At 67.2% G+C, this 19,062-nt stretch carries 25 protein-coding genes; 19 read left to right on the forward strand and 6 right to left on the reverse strand.

All coding sequences use genetic code 11. The annotated features are described in order from the left end of the window. The first annotated feature begins 42 nt into the window (after nt 1-42). The 18 genes from AC07OX_RS06865 to AC07OX_RS06950 all read left to right on the forward strand — a co-directional run bounded on the left by AC07OX_RS06865 (nt 43) and on the right by AC07OX_RS06950 (nt 14,490). Nucleotides 43-456: a gamma-butyrobetaine hydroxylase family protein gene (locus tag AC07OX_RS06865; protein ID WP_062477026.1), complete on the forward strand. Its 414-nt coding sequence runs from the start codon at nt 43-45 to the stop codon at nt 454-456. Between the two features lie 172 nt (nt 457-628). Beyond that, a complete protein-coding gene (gene ubiE, locus AC07OX_RS06870; protein WP_056578284.1) occupies nt 629-1,360 on the forward strand; it encodes a bifunctional demethylmenaquinone methyltransferase/2-methoxy-6-polyprenyl-1,4-benzoquinol methylase UbiE in 732 nt (243 codons plus the stop codon). Nucleotides 1,361-1,401: 41 nt separating this feature from the next. Further along, nucleotides 1,402-2,406, forward strand: a complete 1,005-nt coding sequence (locus AC07OX_RS06875; RefSeq protein WP_139700159.1) for a Tim44 domain-containing protein — start codon at nt 1,402-1,404, stop codon at nt 2,404-2,406. Nucleotides 2,407-2,463: 57 nt separating this feature from the next. Beyond that, a complete protein-coding gene (locus AC07OX_RS06880) occupies nt 2,464-3,021 on the forward strand; it encodes a ubiquinone biosynthesis accessory factor UbiJ (protein ID WP_487847827.1) in 558 nt (185 codons plus the stop codon). Continuing rightward, nucleotides 3,018-4,583: a ubiquinone biosynthesis regulatory protein kinase UbiB gene (gene ubiB / locus AC07OX_RS06885; protein ID WP_062477035.1), complete on the forward strand. Its 1,566-nt coding sequence runs from the start codon at nt 3,018-3,020 to the stop codon at nt 4,581-4,583. The genes AC07OX_RS06880 and ubiB overlap by 4 nt, the downstream gene beginning before the upstream one ends. A 19-nt stretch (nt 4,584-4,602) precedes the next feature. Next, nucleotides 4,603-6,051 carry a high affinity choline transporter 1 gene (locus AC07OX_RS06890; RefSeq protein ID WP_495260818.1) on the forward strand — a complete coding sequence of 483 codons (1,449 nt, stop codon included), beginning with the start codon at nt 4,603-4,605 and terminating at the stop codon, nt 6,049-6,051. A 105-nt stretch (nt 6,052-6,156) separates the two neighbouring features. After that, nucleotides 6,157-6,498 carry an FmdB family zinc ribbon protein gene (locus AC07OX_RS06895; protein WP_062477042.1) on the forward strand — a complete coding sequence of 114 codons (342 nt, stop codon included), beginning with the start codon at nt 6,157-6,159 and terminating at the stop codon, nt 6,496-6,498. A gap of 14 nt (nt 6,499-6,512) precedes the next feature. Beyond that, on the forward strand, nt 6,513-7,145 hold the full coding sequence (locus tag AC07OX_RS06900) for a DUF502 domain-containing protein (protein WP_062477045.1): 633 nt from the start codon (nt 6,513-6,515) through the stop codon (nt 7,143-7,145). Between the two features lie 37 nt (nt 7,146-7,182). Then, nucleotides 7,183-8,991: an aspartate--tRNA ligase gene (gene aspS, locus AC07OX_RS06905; protein WP_307696262.1), complete on the forward strand. Its 1,809-nt coding sequence runs from the start codon at nt 7,183-7,185 to the stop codon at nt 8,989-8,991. A gap of 64 nt (nt 8,992-9,055) precedes the next feature. Further along, nucleotides 9,056-9,325: a type II toxin-antitoxin system prevent-host-death family antitoxin gene (locus AC07OX_RS06910; RefSeq protein ID WP_307584105.1), complete on the forward strand. Its 270-nt coding sequence runs from the start codon at nt 9,056-9,058 to the stop codon at nt 9,323-9,325. A 6-nt stretch (nt 9,326-9,331) separates the two neighbouring features. Further along, nucleotides 9,332-9,649, forward strand: a complete 318-nt coding sequence (locus tag AC07OX_RS06915) for a CcdB family protein (protein WP_495260817.1) — start codon at nt 9,332-9,334, stop codon at nt 9,647-9,649. 12 nt (nt 9,650-9,661) lie between these two features. Continuing rightward, nucleotides 9,662-10,123 (forward strand): dihydroneopterin triphosphate diphosphatase, encoded by a 462-nt coding sequence (gene nudB / locus AC07OX_RS06920; protein ID WP_495260816.1) that lies wholly within the window; start codon nt 9,662-9,664, stop codon nt 10,121-10,123. Further along, nucleotides 10,120-10,893: an endonuclease/exonuclease/phosphatase family protein gene (locus AC07OX_RS06925; protein ID WP_487847824.1), complete on the forward strand. Its 774-nt coding sequence runs from the start codon at nt 10,120-10,122 to the stop codon at nt 10,891-10,893. The genes nudB and AC07OX_RS06925 overlap by 4 nt, the downstream gene beginning before the upstream one ends. Before the next feature lie 73 nt (nt 10,894-10,966). Next, complete coding sequence (folE, locus tag AC07OX_RS06930; protein ID WP_062477056.1) at nt 10,967-11,698, forward strand: GTP cyclohydrolase I; 732 nt, start codon at nt 10,967-10,969, stop codon at nt 11,696-11,698. 3 nt (nt 11,699-11,701) lie between these two features. Then, complete coding sequence (locus AC07OX_RS06935) at nt 11,702-12,124, forward strand: BLUF domain-containing protein (protein ID WP_062477059.1); 423 nt, start codon at nt 11,702-11,704, stop codon at nt 12,122-12,124. 16 nt (nt 12,125-12,140) lie between these two features. After that, nucleotides 12,141-13,022, forward strand: a complete 882-nt coding sequence (locus tag AC07OX_RS06940; protein WP_495260815.1) for a DMT family transporter — start codon at nt 12,141-12,143, stop codon at nt 13,020-13,022. 13 nt (nt 13,023-13,035) lie between these two features. Next, entirely contained in the window at nt 13,036-13,860 is an 825-nt protein-coding gene (locus AC07OX_RS06945) for a DUF429 domain-containing protein (RefSeq protein ID WP_495260814.1), read from the forward strand. Between the two features lie 135 nt (nt 13,861-13,995). After that, the gene (locus AC07OX_RS06950) at nt 13,996-14,490 is read left to right on the forward strand and encodes a BON domain-containing protein (protein ID WP_062477068.1); all 495 of its coding nucleotides are present in this window, start codon (nt 13,996-13,998) and stop codon (nt 14,488-14,490) included. An 80-nt stretch (nt 14,491-14,570) separates the two neighbouring features. Here the strand turns inward: AC07OX_RS06950 and AC07OX_RS06955 are convergent, their stop codons facing one another. The 5 genes from AC07OX_RS06955 to AC07OX_RS06975 form a co-directional block, all read right to left on the reverse strand. Next, nucleotides 14,571-15,083 carry a hypothetical protein gene (locus AC07OX_RS06955; protein WP_495260813.1) on the reverse strand — a complete coding sequence of 171 codons (513 nt, stop codon included), beginning with the start codon at nt 15,081-15,083 and terminating at the stop codon, nt 14,571-14,573. Continuing rightward, entirely contained in the window at nt 15,070-15,453 is a 384-nt protein-coding gene (locus AC07OX_RS06960; protein ID WP_062477071.1) for a hypothetical protein, read from the reverse strand. The genes AC07OX_RS06955 and AC07OX_RS06960 overlap by 14 nt, the downstream gene beginning before the upstream one ends. A gap of 49 nt (nt 15,454-15,502) precedes the next feature. Next, on the reverse strand, nt 15,503-15,877 hold the full coding sequence (locus tag AC07OX_RS06965) for a hypothetical protein (protein ID WP_062477074.1): 375 nt from the start codon (nt 15,875-15,877) through the stop codon (nt 15,503-15,505). A 54-nt stretch (nt 15,878-15,931) separates the two neighbouring features. After that, the gene (locus AC07OX_RS06970; protein ID WP_070063586.1) at nt 15,932-16,096 is read right to left on the reverse strand and encodes a DUF1328 domain-containing protein; all 165 of its coding nucleotides are present in this window, start codon (nt 16,094-16,096) and stop codon (nt 15,932-15,934) included. A gap of 204 nt (nt 16,097-16,300) precedes the next feature. Then, entirely contained in the window at nt 16,301-17,671 is a 1,371-nt protein-coding gene (locus AC07OX_RS06975) for a CHASE3 domain-containing protein (protein ID WP_495260812.1), read from the reverse strand. Between the two features lie 130 nt (nt 17,672-17,801). Between AC07OX_RS06975 and AC07OX_RS06980 the strand changes: the two genes are divergently transcribed. Next, a complete protein-coding gene (locus AC07OX_RS06980) occupies nt 17,802-18,434 on the forward strand; it encodes a response regulator (protein WP_007837167.1) in 633 nt (210 codons plus the stop codon). A gap of 7 nt (nt 18,435-18,441) precedes the next feature. Here AC07OX_RS06980 and AC07OX_RS06985 read toward each other — a convergent pair whose 3' ends face one another. Then, nucleotides 18,442-18,846: a response regulator gene (locus tag AC07OX_RS06985; RefSeq protein WP_062477080.1), complete on the reverse strand. Its 405-nt coding sequence runs from the start codon at nt 18,844-18,846 to the stop codon at nt 18,442-18,444. Between the last annotated feature and the right edge of the window lie 216 nt (nt 18,847-19,062).

Below are 19,062 nucleotides of genomic sequence, written 5' to 3' on the forward strand. Positions count from 1 at the left end.
CCTCTCCCTTTTCTCTTTTCTCTTCTTCCGAACGGATTCCCCATGGCAGGTTTGCAAGCCGGCGCGCCGACACCCCAATCGATCACCGTGCATGGCCAATCGCGCGTGCTCGAGGTCGGCTTCTCGGACGGCGCCACCTTCCGCATCCCCTTCGAGCTGATGCGCATCTACTCGCCGTCGGCCGAGGTGCAGGGCCACGGCCCGGGGCAGGAGGTGCTGCAGACCGGCAAGCGCGACGTCGACCTGGTCGGGCTCGAGCCGGTCGGCAACTACGCCGTGCAGCCGGCCTTCAGCGACGGCCACAACTCCGGCATCTACACCTGGAGCCTGCTCTATGACCTGGGCGCCCGGCAGGCCGAACTGTGGGCTGACTACGAGCGGCGCCTGGCCGCAGCCGGCGTGGACCGCGACGCCCCGATGGCCGACAAGGGCGGCCACGCCTGCAGCAGCCACTGAGAGCCGTCGGAACCGAGGGTAAACATACCCTGTTGCTATTGAAAAGATAGCCTTACAGATAGCAAAGACGCGCGTTGCGGCGGCCCTCCGTTGGAGGAAAAAGCAACAAATGTCCGCCGTGCCCGCGGGGTCGTCGCCTTGAAGGAATGCCTTCCGGCCTAACATCCAGCGCATGAGTACAACCCACTTCGGCTTCGAGAAAGTCGACGAAAGCGAGAAGGCACAACGCGTTCGCGGCGTCTTCGACTCGGTGGCCTCGCGCTACGACATCATGAACGACCTGATGTCGGCCGGCCTGCACCGGGCCTGGAAGGCCTACACCGTGATGGTCGCGAACGTGGGCGAAGGCTCGCGCGTGCTCGACATCGCGGGCGGCACCGGCGACCTCGCGCTCGCCTTCTCGAAGAAGGTCGGCGCCACGGGTCAGGTGGTCCACACCGACATCAACGAAGCCATGCTGCGCACCGGCCGCAACCGCCTGCTCGACGCCGGCGTGGTGCTGCCCACCACGGTCTGCGACGCCGAGAAGCTGCCCTTTCCCGACGACCACTTCGACGTGGTCACCGTGGCCTTCGGCCTGCGCAACATGACGCACAAGGACGTTGCCCTCAAGGAGATGAACCGCGTGCTCAAGCCGCGCGGCAAGCTGCTGGTGCTCGAGTTCTCGAAGGTCGCCAAGCCGCTCACGAAGGCCTACGACTGGTATTCGTTCAACGTGCTGCCGCGCCTGGGCAAGCTCGTGGCCGGCGACGATGCGAGCTACCGCTACTTGGCCGAATCGATCCGGATGCATCCCTCGCAAGAGGAGCTCAAGACCCTCATGAAAGAGGGCGGTTTCGGACATGTGGACTATCACAACATGACGGGGGGAATTGCTGCCCTCCATGTTGGAATCAAGTGTTGATCACGATGACGACGCGAATTTTTCGCTCAAGAGGAGACGGCATGAAGAGTTTGGGTTCTTTGTTCTTGGCAGCAGCACTGGTGCTGGTGAGCGTTCAGGCGGAAGCTGCTCGCATGGGTGGCGGCAAGTCCGTCGGTCGCCAGTCGTCCAACGTGACGCAGCGCCAGGCCACGCAGCCCGCGGCCCCCGCGCAGCAGAACGCGACCAATGCGGCGCCCAAGCCCGCAACGCCCGCCGCCGCTGCACCGAAGCGTCCGTGGGGCGCGATGCTCGGCGGTCTCGCTGCCGGCCTGGGCCTGGCATGGCTCGCGAATTCGCTGGGCCTGGGTGCCGGCTTCGCCAACATCCTGCTGATCGCGCTGCTGGCTTTCGCTGCGCTCGCGGTGTGGCGCATCTTCAAGGCGCGCTCGGCCGCGTCGTCGGGCAACGCCAACCGCCAGGGTGCTTTCGCCTTCCAGGGCGCCGGCAGCCCCGCCGATGCACGCGCACCGGCACAGTACAGCCCGGCCAACGTCGGCAACGACGCCTCGGCACGGCCGTGGGAGCGCAACGCCACGGCGTTCGATGCCGCACCGGCATCGCACGGCAGCAGCCTCTCGGCCGCGGGTGCCGCAGCCGGCGGCAGCATGATAGGTTCGGCACTGGCCGGTTCGCAGTCCTGGGGCATCCCCGCGGGCTTCGATGCCGACGGCTTCCTCACCGCCGCCAAGCGCAACTTCGTGACCCTGCAAGACGCCTGGGACCGCGCCGACGTGTCGATGCTGCGTTCCATGATGACCGACAGCATGGTCGAGGAGATCCGCACGCAGCTGGCCGATCGCGCCAGCCACACGGGCGGTGCGCTCAACAAGACCGAGGTCGTGATGCTCGACGCCAAGCTGCTGGGCATCGAAGAGCTGCCCGACGCCTACATGGCGAGCGTGGAGTTCTCCGGCATGATCCGCGAAGACGCCTCGGCGGGCCCGGCCCCGTTCCGCGAAGTCTGGAACATGACCAAGACCGGCAGCGCCGGCTGGCTCGTCGCAGGCGTGCAAGCGCTGCAGTGACAAAAACCTGAGCCACGGCCGTCACCCGGCCGTAGCACTGACGGGATAATGGGGACCATGGCTACACCATCGTCCCCTTTTTCTTTGCTCGGCGACCTGTTCAACCGCATCGGCGAACGCCTGCAACCGCCGGCCTGGGCCGTCCACGAGATCCAGCACCGCGCGGTCCTGTTCCTGAACCACGTGCTGCAGCAGGAACCCGAAGGGCAGCAGCGGCTGCTGCGCCAGCAGGGCAGGGTGGTGCGCTTCCAGTGGCGCTTCGTGACGATGGAGCTGGTGGCCACGCCGGCCGGCCTGCTCGACCTGGCACCTGCCGGCTCTACGCCCGAACTCACGCTCACCGTGATCGATGACTCTCCCTTCGACATCGCCCGCGCCACGCTGCGCGGCGACAAGCCTTCCGTGCAGATCGTCGGCGACGTGCAACTCGCAGCCGAGGTCAACTGGCTGGTCGACCACGTGCGCTGGGACGTCGAGGACGATCTGGCCCGCGTGATCGGTGACGTGCCTGCGCACACGCTGGGCAACGGCGTGCGCCGCGTGGTGGGCGCGCTGCGCCAGTTCGTCGGCGACCGCTCGGCCCGTGCCGGCGGTGCGGCGGGCCACGCCGAATGAGTCGCTTCTATCGCGGCCTGTTCATCGTCTGGGTCGCACTGCGCTATGGCCTGGACGAGCTCGTGCTCACGAGCTTCCAGAAGCCCTGGCTGCGCGTGGTGGCACGCATCGTCTCCATCGGACGCAACCTCGACGCGCCGCGCGGCCAGCGCCTGCGCGAGGCGCTGGAGCGGCTGGGCCCCATCTTCGTGAAGTTCGGCCAGGTGCTGTCCACGCGGCGCGACCTGCTGCCGCCCGACATCGCCGACGAGCTCGCCTTCCTGCAGGACCGCGTGCCGCCGTTCCCCTCGGCGGTGGCGGTCGCGACCATCGAGCGCGCCTTCCGCCGCCCGGTGAGCGACGTGTTCGTGCAGTTCGACGAAACGCCCATCGCCAGCGCCTCGATCGCGCAGGTGCACTTCGCGACCATCCGCACCAACCAGGGCGAGATCCGCGACGTGGCGGTGAAGGTGCTGCGCCCCAACATGCGCGGCGTGATCGAGAAGGACCTGGCCCTCATGGCCATGATGGCCGGCTGGATCGAGAAGCTCTCGCCCGACGGCAAGCGCCTGAAGCCGCGCGAGGTGGTCGGCGAGTTCGACAAGTACCTGCACGACGAGCTCGACCTCGTGCGCGAGGCTGCCAACGCTGCGCAGCTGCGCCGCAACATGGCCTCGCTCGACCTGGTGCTGATCCCCGAGATGTTCTGGGACTTCTGCCACCCCGAGGTGATCGTGATGGAGCGCATGAACGGCGTGCCCATTGCGCAGATCGACAAGCTGCGCGCCGCCGGCGTCGACATTCCGAAGCTCGCGCGCGACGGCGTGACGATCTTCTTCACGCAGGTGTTTCGCGACGGCTTCTTCCATGCCGACATGCACCCGGGCAACATCCAGGTGAGCCTGGCGCCCGAGACTTTCGGGCGCTACATCTCGCTCGACTTCGGCATCATCGGCACGCTCACCGAGTCCGACAAGGAGTACCTCGCGCAGAACTTCGCGGCCTTCTTCCGGCGCGACTACAAGCGCGTGGCCGAGCTGCACCTGGAGAGCGGCTGGGTGCCGCAGGGCACGCGCATCGACGAGCTCGAGGCGGCGATCCGCACCGTGTGCGAGCCGTACTTCGACCGGCCGCTGAAGGAAATTTCGCTGGGCATGGTGCTGATGCGCCTGTTCCAGACCTCGCGCCGCTTCCACGTCGAGATCCAGCCGCAGCTGGTGCTGCTGCAGAAGACCCTGCTGAACATCGAGGGCCTGGGCCGCAGCATCGACCCCGAGCTCGACCTCTGGGCCACGGCCAAGCCCTTCCTCGAGAAGTGGATGATCGACCAGATCGGGCCGAAGAAGCTGTTCCAGCAGCTGCGGGCCGAGGCGCCGCGCTACGCGAAATTGCTGCCGCAATTGCCGCGTTTGCTGCACGATTTCCTGGAAAATCGGCCGCCCGATCACCGCCGCGAGTTGCAGGAGCTGCTGGCCGCGCAGAAGCGCACCAACCGGCTGCTGCAGGCCATCCTCTATGGCGGCATCGGATTCGTCCTGGGGTTGCTCGCCATGCAAGTGCTGGTGCGCGTGCGTTTGTTCTAGAGGCTGGAGGAGTTTCGCCGTGTTGTTGACGCTGGTCATCGTCTATCTGCTGGTCACCATCGCCATCGGCCTGTATGCGGCCAAACGGGTGAAGAACACCACCGACTTCGCGATCGCGGGGCGGCACCTGCCGCTGTTCATGATCATCACGACCACCTTCGCGACCTGGTTCGGGTCCGAGACGGTGCTCGGCATCCCGGCCAAGTTCATCGAGGGCGGCCTGAGCGGCGTGGTCGAAGACCCGTTCGGCGCGGGCACCTGCCTGATCCTGGTGGGCCTGTTCTTCGCGGGCAAGCTGTACCGCATGACGCTCTTGACCATCAGCGACTACTACCGCGAGCGCTACGGCCGCAGCGTGGAAGTGGCCTGCTCGCTGATCATCATGCTGAGCTACCTGGGCTGGGTGTCGGCGCAGGTCACGGCGCTGGGGCTGGTGTTCAACGTGCTGTCGGCCGGCGCCATCAGCATCCCGGTGGGCATGGTGATCGGCGTGGTCTCGATCCTGGCCTACACGCTGTTCGGCGGCATGTGGTCGGTGGCTGTGACCGACTTCATCCAGATGATCATCCTGGTCGTCGGCCTCGCGGTCATCGCGATGTTCGCGGGCGACATGGCCGGCGGCGCCGACAAGGTGGTGGCCTTCGCGGTCAGCAAGGACCTCTTCAAGTTCTGGCCCGAGCCCAACTGGCACGACATGGTGTTCTTCTTTGCCGCGGCCATCACGATGATGCTGGGCTCCATTCCGCAGCAGGACGTGTTCCAGCGCGTGATGTCGGCCAACAGCGTCAAGGCCGCGACCCGCGGCCCGGTGATCGGCGGCGTGGCCTACATCCTGTTCGCCTTCGTGCCGATGTTCCTCGTGGCCAGCGCGCTGCTGATCATGCCGGAGGAGGTGGCCGTGCTGCTGAAGGAAGATCCGCAGAAGGTGCTGCCCACGCTGGTGCTGCAGAAGATGCCCTTCGTGATGCAGGTGCTGTTCTTCGGTGCGCTGCTGTCGGCCATCAAGTCGACCGCTTCGGCCACGCTGCTGGCGCCCAGCGTCACCTTCACCGAGAACATCTGGCGCCAGTTCCGTCCCGCCGGCACCGACCGCGAGAACCTGATGACCATGCGCATCACGGTGCTGCTGTTCAGCGCCGCCGTGCTGGCCTACGCGATCCGCATGCAGGGCACGCCGATCTACGAACTGGTCTCGGGCGCCTACCAGGTGCCGCTGGTGGGGGCCTTCGTGCCGCTGGTGTGCGGCCTGTACTGGCGCCGCGCCACCACCCAGGGCGCCATCGCCTCGATCGTGGGGGGCATCGGCGTCTGGCTGCTGTTCATGGCGATGCCCTGGGGTACCGCCTTCCCGGCCCAGCTGGCGGGCGTGCTGTCCTCGTTCGCGGGCATGGTCATCGGCTCGCTGCTGCCGCAATGGATAGCGAACACTCACACGCCGCACCGCCTCCTGGCGACCGAGCCGGCCTGACGGCGGGCTGGGCCGCGCCCCCACGGCCCCTGCGGGCGGGGGCGCCCCTATAATCGAGGGCTTTGCGAGCGGCAGCTGCGTCGCTCATTCCCACCCCGATTTCCCATGCCCATTTACGCCTACAAGTGCAGTTCCTGCGGCTTTGCCAAGGACGTTCTGCAGAAGATGTCGGACACGCCGCTCTCGGTGTGCCCGGAATGCGGTGCGAGCGCGTTTGAAAAGCAGGTCACGGCCGCCGGCTTCCAGCTCAAGGGCTCGGGCTGGTACGTGACCGACTTCCGCGAGGGCGGCGGCAAGAAGTCCGAGGCCGCCACAGCGCCCGCTGCGTCCGGCGACGGTGCCAAGTCGGCCGATGCTTCTTCTTCGTCCCCCGCCTCCAGCCCCGCACCGGCGCCCGCTCCCGCGCCGGCCCCCGCTGCAACGGCTGCCGCCAAGAGCGGCGACTGACGGAACCCTCTCCCATGTCCGCCCTGCGCAAATGGTTGTTCTCCGGCTTGCTGGTGATCGTTCCGCTGTTCATCACCCTGGCGGTGCTGAAGTGGATCATCGACACGCTCGACCAGACGCTGTGGGTGCTGCCGGGCGCATGGCAGCGCTGGCTCTACGACAACAACATCCGCGGGCTCGGTGTGCTGCTCACGCTGGCCATCCTGCTGGTGGTCGGTGCCATTGCGAGCAACTTCGTCGGCAAGCGCCTGCTCGGCTGGGGCGACGCTGTGGTGCGCCGCATTCCGGTCGTGCGCTCGATCTACTCGAGCGTCAAGCAGGTGTCGGACACGCTGTTCTCCGAGAACGGCAACGCATTCCGCACGGCAGTGCTGATCCAGTGGCCGCGCGAGAGCGTGTGGACCATTGCCTTCGTGACCGGCGCGCCGGGCAACGAGGTGGCCGAGTACCTGGGCAGCGAGGAATTCCTCAGCGTCTACGTGCCGACCACGCCCAACCCCACGGGCGGCTACTTCGTCATGCTCAAGCGCAGTGACTGCGTCGAACTGAAGATGAGCGTGGACGAAGCGCTCAAGTACATCGTCTCGATGGGCGTGGTCGTTCCAGGCGGCCCCTCCTCGGTGGCGATCAAGCCATCCAACTCATAAAAACGAACGCGCCACGACGGCGCCGGAAGTCATCTCTATGGCCATGCGTACTCACTATTGCGGTCTTGTGACCGAAGCCCTGTTGGGCCAGACCGTCACCCTGTGCGGGTGGGTCAACCGTCGCCGCGACCACGGCGGCGTGATCTTCATCGACGTGCGCGACCGCGAAGGCTACGTGCAGGTGGTGTGCGACCCCGACCGCGCCTCGACCTTCGCCGTGGCCGAGAACCTGCGCAACGAGTTCTGCGTGCAGATCACCGGCCTGGTGCGCGCGCGCCCCGAAGGCACGACCAACGACAGCCTCAAGAGCGGCAAGATCGAAGTGCTGTGCCACGAACTGAAGGTGCTGAACCCCTCGGTCACGCCCCCGTTCCTGCTGGACGACGACAACCTGTCGGAAACCACCCGCCTCACGCACCGCGTGCTCGACCTGCGCCGCCCGGCCATGCAGCGCAACATGATGCTGCGCTACAAGGTGACGATGGAAACGCGCAAGTTCCTCGATGCCAACGGCTTCATCGACATCGAGACGCCGATGCTCGGCAAGTCCACGCCCGAAGGCGCGCGCGACTACCTCGTGCCCAGCCGCGTGCACGACGGCAGCTTCTTCGCGCTGCCGCAGTCGCCCCAGCTGTTCAAGCAGCTGCTGATGGTGGCCGGCTACGACCGCTACTACCAGATCGTGAAGTGCTTCCGCGACGAAGACCTGCGCGCCGACCGCCAGCCTGAATTCACGCAGATCGACATCGAGACCTCCTTCCTCGCCGAAGAGGAAATCCGCGAGATGTTCGAAGGCATGATCCGCAACGTGTTCCGCAACGCCGCGGACATCGACCTGCCGGTGTTCCCGACCATGAGCTACGCCGACGCGATGTTCAAGTACGGCTCGGACAAGCCTGACCTGCGCGTGAAGCTCGAGTTCACCGAACTCACGGAGCTGATGAAGCGCGTCGAGTTCAAGGTGTTCTCCAACGCCGCCACCATGGCCGGCGGCCGCGTGGTCGCGCTGCGCGTGCCCGGCGGCGGTGCCGAGGGCGGCCTGTCGCGCGGCGAGATCGATGCGTACCAGGAGTTCGTGAAGATCTACGGCGCCAAGGGCCTGGCCTACATCAAGGTCAACGACGCCGCCGCCGGCCGCGACGGCCTGCAAAGCCCGATCGTCAAGAACCTGGACGACGCCACGCTGGCCGAGATCATCGCCCGCACGGGCGCGCGCAACGGCGACATCCTGTTCTTCGGCGCCGACAAGGAAAAGGTCGTCAACGACGCCATCGGCGCGCTGCGCGTGAAGATCGGCCACAGCGCCTTCGGCAAGAAGGCCGGCCTGTTCGACGACCGTTGGGCACCGCTGTGGGTGGTCGACTTCCCGATGTTCGAGTTCGACGAGGAAGGCCAGCGCTGGAGCGCCGTGCACCACCCGTTCACCGCACCGAAGGACGGCCATGAAGACCTCATGGACACCGCGCCCGAGAAGTGCATCGCCAAGGCCTACGACATGGTGCTCAACGGCATCGAGATGGGCGGCGGTTCGGTGCGTATCCACCGCGAGGAAGTGCAGAGCAAGGTGTTCCGCGCGCTCAAGATCAGCGCCGAAGACGCGCAGCTCAAGTTCGGCTTCCTGCTGGACGCTCTGCAGTACGGCGCCCCGCCGCACGGCGGCATCGCCATCGGCCTGGACCGCCTCGTCATGCTCATGACCGGCGCCGAGTCGATCCGCGACGTGATCGCCTTCCCCAAGACCCAGCGCGCGCAAGACCTGCTGACGCAGGCGCCGAGCCCGGTCGACGAGAAGCAGCTGCGCGAACTGCACATCAAGCTGCGCAACACGCCGCAAGCGGCAGCCTGAGGCCGGCCGGTAGGCACGGGCAGGGTGATTGGCTAAAATGGCTAATCACTCCCCGGAGCCAACCATGCAGATCACTGCCACCGAAGCCAAGAACCGATTCGGCTACTACCTCAGCCAGGCCGAGCGCGAGCCGGTGCATGTGATGAAGAACGACCGCGTGGCGGTCGTTCTTGTTTCTGCGGCGCGTTTTGCGGAACTCGAGGCGCTGGAGAAGCAGAAGTCGATGGCGCAGCGCAAGCGTGAGTTCAACGAGGAATACAAGGACTGGATTGCCGCGCAGAACGAGCTGGTCGAGACGCACGGTGTCTTCGGCGAAAACTTTCGCCCCTGGTAGGCACCCGTGGCGCAATTCGATATCTACGCCAATCCCGACAAGGCCCAGCGCGCTGCATTTCCGTGGTGCGTCGACATGCAAAGCGACCTGCTCGGCGTGTTGCCGACGCGCTTGGTCATGCCGCTGACCACCCAGAAGTACCTGCCGGCCAAGGCGCCGCGCCGGCTGTGTCCGCCGGTCCAATGGGACGGCGAGACCTTCTTTGCGCTGCCCCAGATGACCGCGCCCTTTCGGGTGAAGGATCTGGGTACCGCGAAAGGCAATGTGCGCATCGCTTCGAATGACCTGGTGGCTGCGCTCGACGCGATCATCAGCGGCGTCTGACCGAACACTGCTGTGAAGCCCTTCAAGATCCCCGAATCGGTGCTGGTCGTGATCCACACGCCCGCGCTCGACGTGCTGCTGATCCGGCGCGCCGACGCCCACGAGTTCTGGCAATCGGTCACCGGCAGCAAGGACGCCCTCGACGAGCCGTTGGCGCTCACGGCCGCCCGCGAGGTCGCCGAGGAAACCGGCATTCAGTGCGGCGAGGGCACGCCGCTGGCGTCGCAACTGGTCGATTGGCAGCTGCGCAACGTCTACGAGATCTACCCCGGCTGGCGCGCGCGCTACGAACCCGGCATCACCCACAACACCGAGCACCTGTTCGGCCTGTGCGTGCCCGAGCGCCTGACACCCCGGCTCGATCCGCGCGAGCACACCGACTGGCAATGGCTGCCGTACCACGAGGCGGCGGACGCCTGCTTTTCCCCGTCGAACGCCGAAGCCATTCTGTTGCTGCCAGAATTTGCGCGATGAACCCACCGGCCGCCGCAGCAGCAGCAACGCAGAACCTCCGGGTCGCGACCTACAACATCCACAAGGGTGTGCAGGGGATCGGGCCGGCGCGTCGGCTCGAAATCCACAACCTGGGCCATGCCATCGAGCAGCTCGATGCCGACATCGTCTGCCTGCAGGAAGTGCGCAAGATGAACCGCCAGGCCGCTGCACGCTTTCCGCGCTGGCCCGAGCTGCCGCAGGCCGACTTTCTGGCGCCCGAGGGCTACACGGCCGTCTACGAGACCAACGCCGTCACGCGCCATGGCGAGCACGGCAACGCGCTGCTCACGCGCTGGCCGGTGATCCGCACCGGCCACCAGGACATCTCCGACCACCGCTTCGAGCAGCGCGGCCTGCTGCATGCCGTGATCGACGTGGAAGGGCGCCGGGTGCACGCCATCGTGGTGCACCTGGGGCTCATCAAGGGCAGTCGCGTGCGGCAGGTGGCCCGGCTGCGCGAGTTCATCGAGCGCGAGGTGCCGGCCGACGAGGCCGTGGTGGTGGCCGGCGATTTCAACGACTGGGGCGCGCGCATGCGCTACGCCATGAACGCCATGGGCCTGCGCGACACCAGTGACCTGCGCGGCCCGCGCACGCTCACATACCCGTCGCGCCTGCCCGTGACGCAGCTCGATTTCGTCTACGGCCGCCAGCTCGAACCGCTGGCCTGCAACGTGCCGCGGGGTCCCATCTGGGCCCGCATGTCCGACCACCTTCCGCTGGTAGCCGACTTCGCGCTACCTAATTGATAGCATTGCTCCGAGAAGGGGCGGGCGTTGCAGCCCGAATCCCCTGGGGCCATTCACTGGTACGATCCCCGCCATGCTGAGGAAAACCGACGTCGAACCGCTTCCCGATCGAAAAGACGATGACGAGGGCACCCCCGTCTCCGTCAAGATCCGCGAGCGACTGAATGCAGCGCGCAAGCGTTTCAACGCCAACGACAACATCGCCGAGTTCATCCAGCCGGGCGAACTGGAGTCGCTGCTCGACGAGGTCGAGGTCAAGATGAAGGGCGTGCTCGAGAGCCTGGTCATCGACGTCGAGAACGACCACAACACCGACAACACCGCGCGCCGCGTGGCCAAGATGTACCTCAACGAGGTGTTTCGCGGCCGCTACGTGCCGGCACCTCCGCTCACCGAGTTTCCCAACGCCGAGCACCTGAACGAGCTGATGATCGTCGGCCCGATCACCGTGCGCAGCGCCTGCTCGCACCACTTCTGCCCGATCATCGGCAAGCTGTGGATCGGCGTGATGCCCAACGAGCACACGAACGTGATCGGCCTGTCGAAGTACGCGCGCCTGGCCGAATGGGTCATGGGCCGTCCGCAGATCCAGGAAGAAGCCGTGGTGCAGCTGGCCGACCTGATCCAGGAAAAGACGCAGCCCGACGGCCTGGCGCTGGTCATGGAGGCCGAGCACTTCTGCATGGCTTGGCGCGGCGTGAAGGAAATGGACAGCAAGATGATCAACTCCGTCATGCGCGGCGTGTTCCTGAAAGACCCGAGCCTGCGTCGCGAATTCCTCTCCCTCCTGCCACGAAAGAGCTGAGCCATGCTGGTCCGACTTCTCTATGCCAGTCGCGCCGTCGATACCAGCCCCGAGGCCATCGAGGCGATCCTCGCGAAATCGCGCACGCACAATCCGGCCTGCGGCATCACCGGCATCCTCTGCTACGGCGCCGGCACCTTCCTGCAGGCGATCGAGGGCGGGCGCGACGCCATCAGCGATCTCTACGGCCACATCCAGCGCGATCCGCGCCACAAGGACGTGGTGCTGCTGCACTACGAAGAAATCTCCGAGCGCCGTTTCGGCGGCTGGACGATGGGGCAGGTCAACCTCTCCAAGCTCAACGCCTCGACGCTGCTGAAGTACTCCGAGAAGCCCGAGCTCGACCCGTACAAGGTCTCGGGCAAGGTCTCGCTCGCGCTGCTCGAAGAACTGATGGCCACCGCGGCCATCGTCGGCCGCCACTGATCCCGGTTCGACCGGGGTGCCCCTTTCCGCTTTCGCACTGATCCTGCTGGCTGGAGTCATCCACGCCAGCTGGAACATCGCCGCCAAGAAGGCGAACGGCGATTCGCGCTTCGCGTTCCAGAGCGGCGTGTTCATGGCCGTGGTGTGGGCGCCCGTGGGCATCACGCTCGGCTGGAGCGTCGTGCCGACCTGGGGCACGAAGGAGTGGGCCTTCATCGTGCTGAGCGGCGTGCTGCACGTCTTCTACTACGTCGTGCTGCTGCGCGGCTACCGCAAGTCCGATCTCACGGTGGTCTACCCGCTGGCGCGCGGCTCGGGGCCGCTGCTGTCGTCGCTGGTCGCGATCCTGTTCCTGGGCGAGAAGATCAGCCTCGTCGGCGTGGCCGGCATCTTCGGCGTGGTGCTCGGCGTGTTCCTGGTGGCCGGCGGCCCGCGCCTTTTTCACAAGAAGCATGACCCGGTGCAGCGCGAGCGCGTGCAAAAGGGCATGCGCTACGGCGTGTTGACCGGCGCCTTCATCGCGGCCTACACGGTCACCGACAGCTACGCCGTCAAGTTCCTCGCGATGTCGCCGATCCTGCTCGACTACATGAGCAACTTCGTGCGCCTCGTGCTGCTGCTGCCCGCCGCGCTGCAGGACCGCGCGACCACCGCGCGCATGTGGCGTGAGCAGTGGAAGTACGCGCTGCTGGTGGCGGCGATCAGCCCCATCTCGTACGTGCTGGTGCTGTACGCGGTGCAGCAGGCGCCCATCTCGCACGTCGCGCCGGCGCGCGAGGTGTCGATGCTGTTCGCCGCGCTGATCGGCGGGCACCTGCTGCGCGAAGGCGACCGCATGCTGCGGTTGCTGGGTGCGCTGTTCATCGCGGCCGGCGTGATCGCGCTCGCACTGGGTTGACCGAAGGCGGGCGATGCTCTTCGGCTGCGATTTCTCGAGCGCACCGACCGCCCGCAAACCCATCGTCGTGGCCGTCGGTGAGATGGCCGGCCCGGACGCCGTCACGCTGACCAGCCTGCACCGCTTCGCCACGCTCGACGCCTGGGGCCAGTGGCTCGACAGCAGCACGCCCGCCTGGGTCGGCGGTTTCGACTTTCCCTTCGGCCTGCCGCGCGAATTGATCGAGCACTTGCAGTGGCCGACCGCGTGGGACGCGCTGATCGCCCACTACGCCGGCCTGAGCCGCGCCGAGATCCGCGACACCTTCGCCGCCTTCTGCGCGGCGCGTCCGGTCGGCGGCAAGTTCGCGCACCGTGCGACCGATGCGCCGGCGGGCTCGAGCCCGTCGATGAAGTGGGTGAACCCGCCCGTCGCCTACATGCTGCACGCTGGCGTGCCGCGCCTGCTCGCGGCCGGCGCCACCTTGCCGGGCCTGCACGCGGGCACCCACAAGGAGCGCATCGCGCTGGAGGCGTATCCCGGCCTGCTGGCCCGCGAGCTGATCGGCCGGCGCAGCTACAAGAGCGACGACCTCGCGCGCCAGTCGCCCGAACGCGAGGCCGCGCGCACCGACCTGCTGGCCGCGCTGGAAGCCGGGCGCACGCGGCTCGGCCTGCGCCTCCAACTCACGGCCGCGCAGCGCGACGGGCTGCGCGCCGACGCTAAGGGCGATGAACTCGACGCCGTGCTGTGCCTGCTGCAGGCCGCTTGGGCCCGCCAGCGCGCCGATAGCCCCGGGCCGGGCTATGGATTGCCGGGGGCCATGGACCCGCTCGAAGGCTGGATCGTCAGCGCCTGAGCCGCCTGCCGTCGCTTGCTTGTCCTACAGCGCTTCGGGCCTGCGGCGACACCCGGGCGCGGGCGGTGGGGACTAGATTGACTGGCGTGGACCAAGCCGGTCCATGCACCCATTCCGACCGCAGGAGGATTTCCCATGACAACGTCGAACCGTTCCCTCGCTCCCTTTGCCACCTCGCGCACCTGGCTCGCCGTGCTCGCAGCCGGCGCCGCGCTGACCCTGGCCGCCTGCGACAAGCCGGGCAACCAGACCGCCGGTGAGAAGCTCGACAGCGCCGTCGCCAAGACCGAGCAGGCGGCCTCCGATGCCAAGGCCAAGACCGAACAGGCCGCGGCCGACGCCAAGACCGGCATGGCCGGCGCCACCGCCGATGTGAAGGAAGCCGCCAAGGACGCCACCGCCGCCGTGACCGCCACGGTCGACGACGCCGCGATCACCGCCTCGGTCTCGGCCGGCCTGGCCAAGGACCCGGACCTGAGCGCGATCAAGATCGACGTCGACACCAAGGGCGGCGCCGTGAGCCTCAAGGGCCCGGCACCGACGGCCGCCGCCAAGTCGCGCGCCGAGGAGATCGCCAAGGCCGTGCAGGGCGTGAAGTCGGTGAACAACCAGCTCGAAGTGAAGGGCTGACCGGCCCTTCCGCCGCGCCCAGCAAAAAGCCCGGTTCGACCGGGCTTTTTCTTGTCTGCATGCCACGCGTTGGCGTGACGTCAGGGCGGGTCTTGCCGAGGCGGACGCGCAGGCTTCTGCAGCAGCGTGTTGACCAGATCGGCCACGTCGGAGGTCTTGAGCACCGCCGCGATCACGGCCGTGGCCGAGAGCAGCCGCCAGGGCCGCACGAGCACCAGCAGCGAGCCCGTGGCGGCCGCGGCGGCCATGAGCTTGACGGGCTCGGTGCGGGCGTAGTGTTCGAGCAGGGGGCGGGCCAGCTGGCCGGCCGCGTGCGCGGGATGGCGGCGCCACCAGCGCTGCACCACGCCGCGCGCCATCGCGCTCCAGACGTTGTGGCGGCGCCCCGGCGAGGCGGGCGGCGCATCACCCGCGTCGGTGTGTGCGTATTCAAGATTGTCGTCGGCGTCACTGGCGGCAAAGGCGCGATGCGGCGCCGGTGCGTCCGGCTCGCCGCCGTTCAGTTGCCGCACGAGCGCGCGACGCGACAGGGCCAGCCGCTGTTGCGGCGTGAGTTGCGGTGCGGCAGGGCGGCGGGGATCAGGGCTGCTCATGGCGGGCTCCGGCGGCATGCAGCGCGTCGAGGTCCGCGGCCAGCTGGGCGCGCAGATCGTCGAAGCCGTAGTTCGGACTCGGGCGGGTGGCGATCCAGGTGCAGATCGCCGCGATCACCACCGCCACGGCAGGCACGGCCACCAGCACCCAGTGGAAGCTGCCGTGTAGCACGCCGAGCAGCACGGCCACGCCGATCAGCCCGAGGGCGAGCACGGCGGTGGCCACGGCCAGGACGCCCGCGACCAGTCGGGCAACCAGGCCGCGTCCCGCCACGGCACTCTCCTGCCGGACAAGGGCGGCGTAGTTGGCGATGTGATCGGCAATGAGCTCCGGATGCCCGAGCACCGTCGAGAAGATCGGATGAAGCATGTGCGAGGGTGGTCGGGCGGGGTCGGTCGTTCAGTGGCGATGCAACGGATCAGTAGTCGTCGCGGTTGCGGCGGCTGGCCAGCACGATCAGCGCCGTGATGGCGGCGCCGGCAGCGGCGGCCAGCAGCACCGAGCGCACGGGCTGGTCGGAGATGTAGCGGCCCGTCACGTCGGCGGCCTGTTCGATGCGGCGGTGCGCGCGGGCGCTGGTGGTCGAGGCGGCGTCGAGGCCGCGTTGCACGGCTTGCTGCACGCGTGCGGCCAACTGCTCGACACCCGGTTCGGCGTCGCGGCGCAGTTCGCGGACCTTTTCGCCCGCCGCATTCACCGCGTTCTGAGCGTAGGCGCGGGTGGTTTCGGCCGCTTCCTGGGCGGTCTGGCGCACGTCGTCGGCGAGTTGCGAAGGGGTCTTGGTCGTGTTCATGGGAGAGTCCTTTCCGGGAAGATGAAATGCGGGAGCCTATGGATCGTAACTACGCTACTTGCGTCGTAGCAAGCCGGCCAGGAAGCTGGCGATGGCGAGCACGGCAAAGATGATGAAAAGGACCTTGGCGATCCCCACCGCGCTGGCGGCAATGCCACCGAAGCCGAACACGGCAGCGATGAGTGCGATGACCAGAAATACCACGGCGTAGTGCAGCATGCGGAACTCCTTCGAGGCTTCCCTCTTTGTGGTTTGAAACCATGCATCCGGGCGCATCGCTGAAGACGCGGCCCGGTGCCGGATGACACGGGACCCACCTTAAGGGCAGGGCCGCATCGGCCCTGTCAGCGACCGGGGCGGGGGTGCGTAGGAGGCGACCGAGTCGCCGCAGGCCCGGGGCGTGAAGAAATGCCAGCGCCTGCGTCAGGCGCTGCGCGGCGCGGGGGTGTCGGGGCTCGCCGGCGTGCCGGCCTGCGGCGCCGGCTTCACCACCGGCAGCATCGCGGTGAGCCGCGTGCCTTGCCCGGGGGCCGAGGTGATGGTGAGCTTGCCACGCGCCGCCTCGACCCGGTGGCGCATGCCCGCCAGGCCGTGCGTCGACGGGCGCATGCGCTGCGCGTCGAAACCCTTGCCGTTGTCGGCCACTTCCACGATCACGTGGTTGGCGTAGTTCTTCAGCACGATGGTGGCTTCGCTCGCCTCGGCGTACTTGCCGATGTTGGTCAGGCTCTCCTGCACCATGCGGTAGATCGTGAGCTGGCGCGACTCGTCCATGGTCACGGGCTCCAGCGCCATCTCGATCTCCAGCCCCGATCGCTCTCCGAACTCGCGCCCCAGGATTTCCAGCGAGGCGACCAGCCCGAGGTTGGAGAGCGACGAAGGCCGCAGGTCCTCGATGATGCGGCGCTTGAGTGCGATGCCGCTGTTGAGCAGCTCGGTCAGATGCTGCAGCCGCTGAATGGCGTCGGGCGAGTCGGCCAGCCGCGACTTCAGCCGCGCCACGTCGAGCTTGGCGGCCGTGAGCAGCGAGCCCAGCTCGTCGTGCAGCTCGCGCGCCAGGTAGCCGCGCTCGGTCTCGCGCACGTCCTGCAGGTGGGTGGCGAGTTCGGCCAGCGAGGCGGTGCGCTCGCGCACCTCGTCTTCTAGGGCGTTGCGTTCGCGTTGCAGCGCCTCCTGCTGGCGCTCGCCCACCGAGCGCAGCGCGTGCGTCTGGCGCAGGTACAGGAAGAAGGCGATCAGCGCCGCGAGCGCCACGATGCCGGTGCCGACGCGCGCCAGCTGCAGCGACTTCATCACCTGCAGCTGGCCGGCCTGCAGCGTCGCGTTGCTGGTCTTCACCAGCTCGTTGGCGGTGGCGCGGATGGCTTCCATCTCCTCACGGCCGACGTCGGTGGTCATGACGAACTTCCAGGCGTCCTCGTTGCCCTCGTGGCGCAGCCGCACGCTCATGTCCATCTCGGCGATCTTGCGCAGCACGTGCTTGGACAGCTCGGACAGCTGGGTGCGCTCGGCCGGGCGTTCGGCGTACAGCTGGCGCAGCGTGGCCAGGTTGCCGTCCACCTGCTTGACCGCGATGTCGTAGGGCTGGCGGTAGGCGGCTTCGCCCGTGAGCAGGAAGCCGCGCTGGCCGGTTTCGGCGTCCAGCATGTTCTGCAGGATCTGGTTGAGCGTGCCGCGGATCTGCTGCGCCTCGTCGATGTCCGCCAGGGCGCGGCTCGATTGCCGGTATCCTGCCTCGTTGATGCCCACGAGGGCCAGTGCGGCCAGCGCCGCGAGCAAGAGGCTCACGGCCATTTTTTGGGGGGCTAACCAGTGCATGACACCCTTAGGGTCGCATTCAATGCAACTTCGTGAATAATTGATAACAATCAGGGACCGGCATGCTGCGGCTTCCAAAGCTGCGGCACAACGACGAAAGTAACAGATGATCAAAATTGGAATTGTGGACGACCACGCCATCGTGCGATCGGGCCTCCGGCAGTTCTTCTCCGAGCACGTGGACCTGCGCGTGGCGGGCGAGGCAGCGAGCGGCCGTGAAGCCATCGAGCTGGTACGCACCACCGAACTGGACGTGCTGGTGATGGATCTCTCCATGCCGGGACAAAGTGGTATCGATGCACTCGCCATGATCCGCGCCAAGGCGCCGGACGTGGGCATCCTGATCCTCAGCGGCTACCCCGAGGAGCACTACGCGATGAACCTGATCCGTCAGGGCGCCAGCGGCTACCTCAACAAGGAATGCGATCCGATCGAGATCGTGAACGCCATTCGCACCATTTCGCTGGGCCGGCGCTACATCACGCCCGCCGTGGCCGAACTGCTGGCCCGCCAGCTCGACCGCAAGGACGACGCCGCGCCGCACGAGCAGCTCTCGGAGCGCGAGTTCCAGGTGTTCCTGAAGCTGGCCAAGGGCGAGACCGCCGGCGACATCGCCAAGACGCTGTCGCTGTCGGTGAAGACGGTGAGCACCTACCGCACGCGGCTGATGGAGAAGATGAACCTGTCCTCCAACAGCGACCTGACCTACTACGCGCTGAAGAACAAGCTCATCGATTGAGCTGCGCCTAGGCATCGCCGGGTGCGGACCGCAGCGCGGCGGCCTGGCGGATGCAGAAGTCGACCAGTGCGTCGATCTCGTTCGACTTGTCGAACACCGCGTCGACCCCGAACTCGGCGCAGCGGCGCCGGATGTCGGGCGTCGCATAGTTGCTAAGCACCACCACCTTCTGGCCGGGCTTGCGCGACTGGCAGGCCTGAAGGATGCCCAGGCCACTCCCCTGTTTGAGAAAGAGATCGACGATGGCCAGGTGCCACTCGTCGGCATGGTCGTGCAGCCAGTCGCGCGCGTGCTGCTCGGTTTCCGCAAAGCCCACGACCGTGGTGCAGGTGAGCTCTTCCAGAGTGCCGATGAGGTTTTCACGGATCGTGGGGTTGTCTTCGACAACGTAGGTCTGCAATCTGGAATCCATGCCGAACCGCGCTTCCTCTGAGGTGGGCAGGTGCTCGTGTCCAAGCGCCCTGCGGAGGAGAGAGCCTGCCCATGGACATTGAGGCTTTCCCGCAGCGGATCATGCAGGGTTCAAGGGCCGCGCGTTGTAGGCGGGTTCTGACGCATGTGCAGGCGGCTGTCTCCACGCCGCCTCGCGCCCGCTCGTAGGCCAAGCCGCACGGGGTCTGCGGCCCGC

The organism is Variovorax sp. GW821-FHT09D07 (assembly GCF_059416345.1).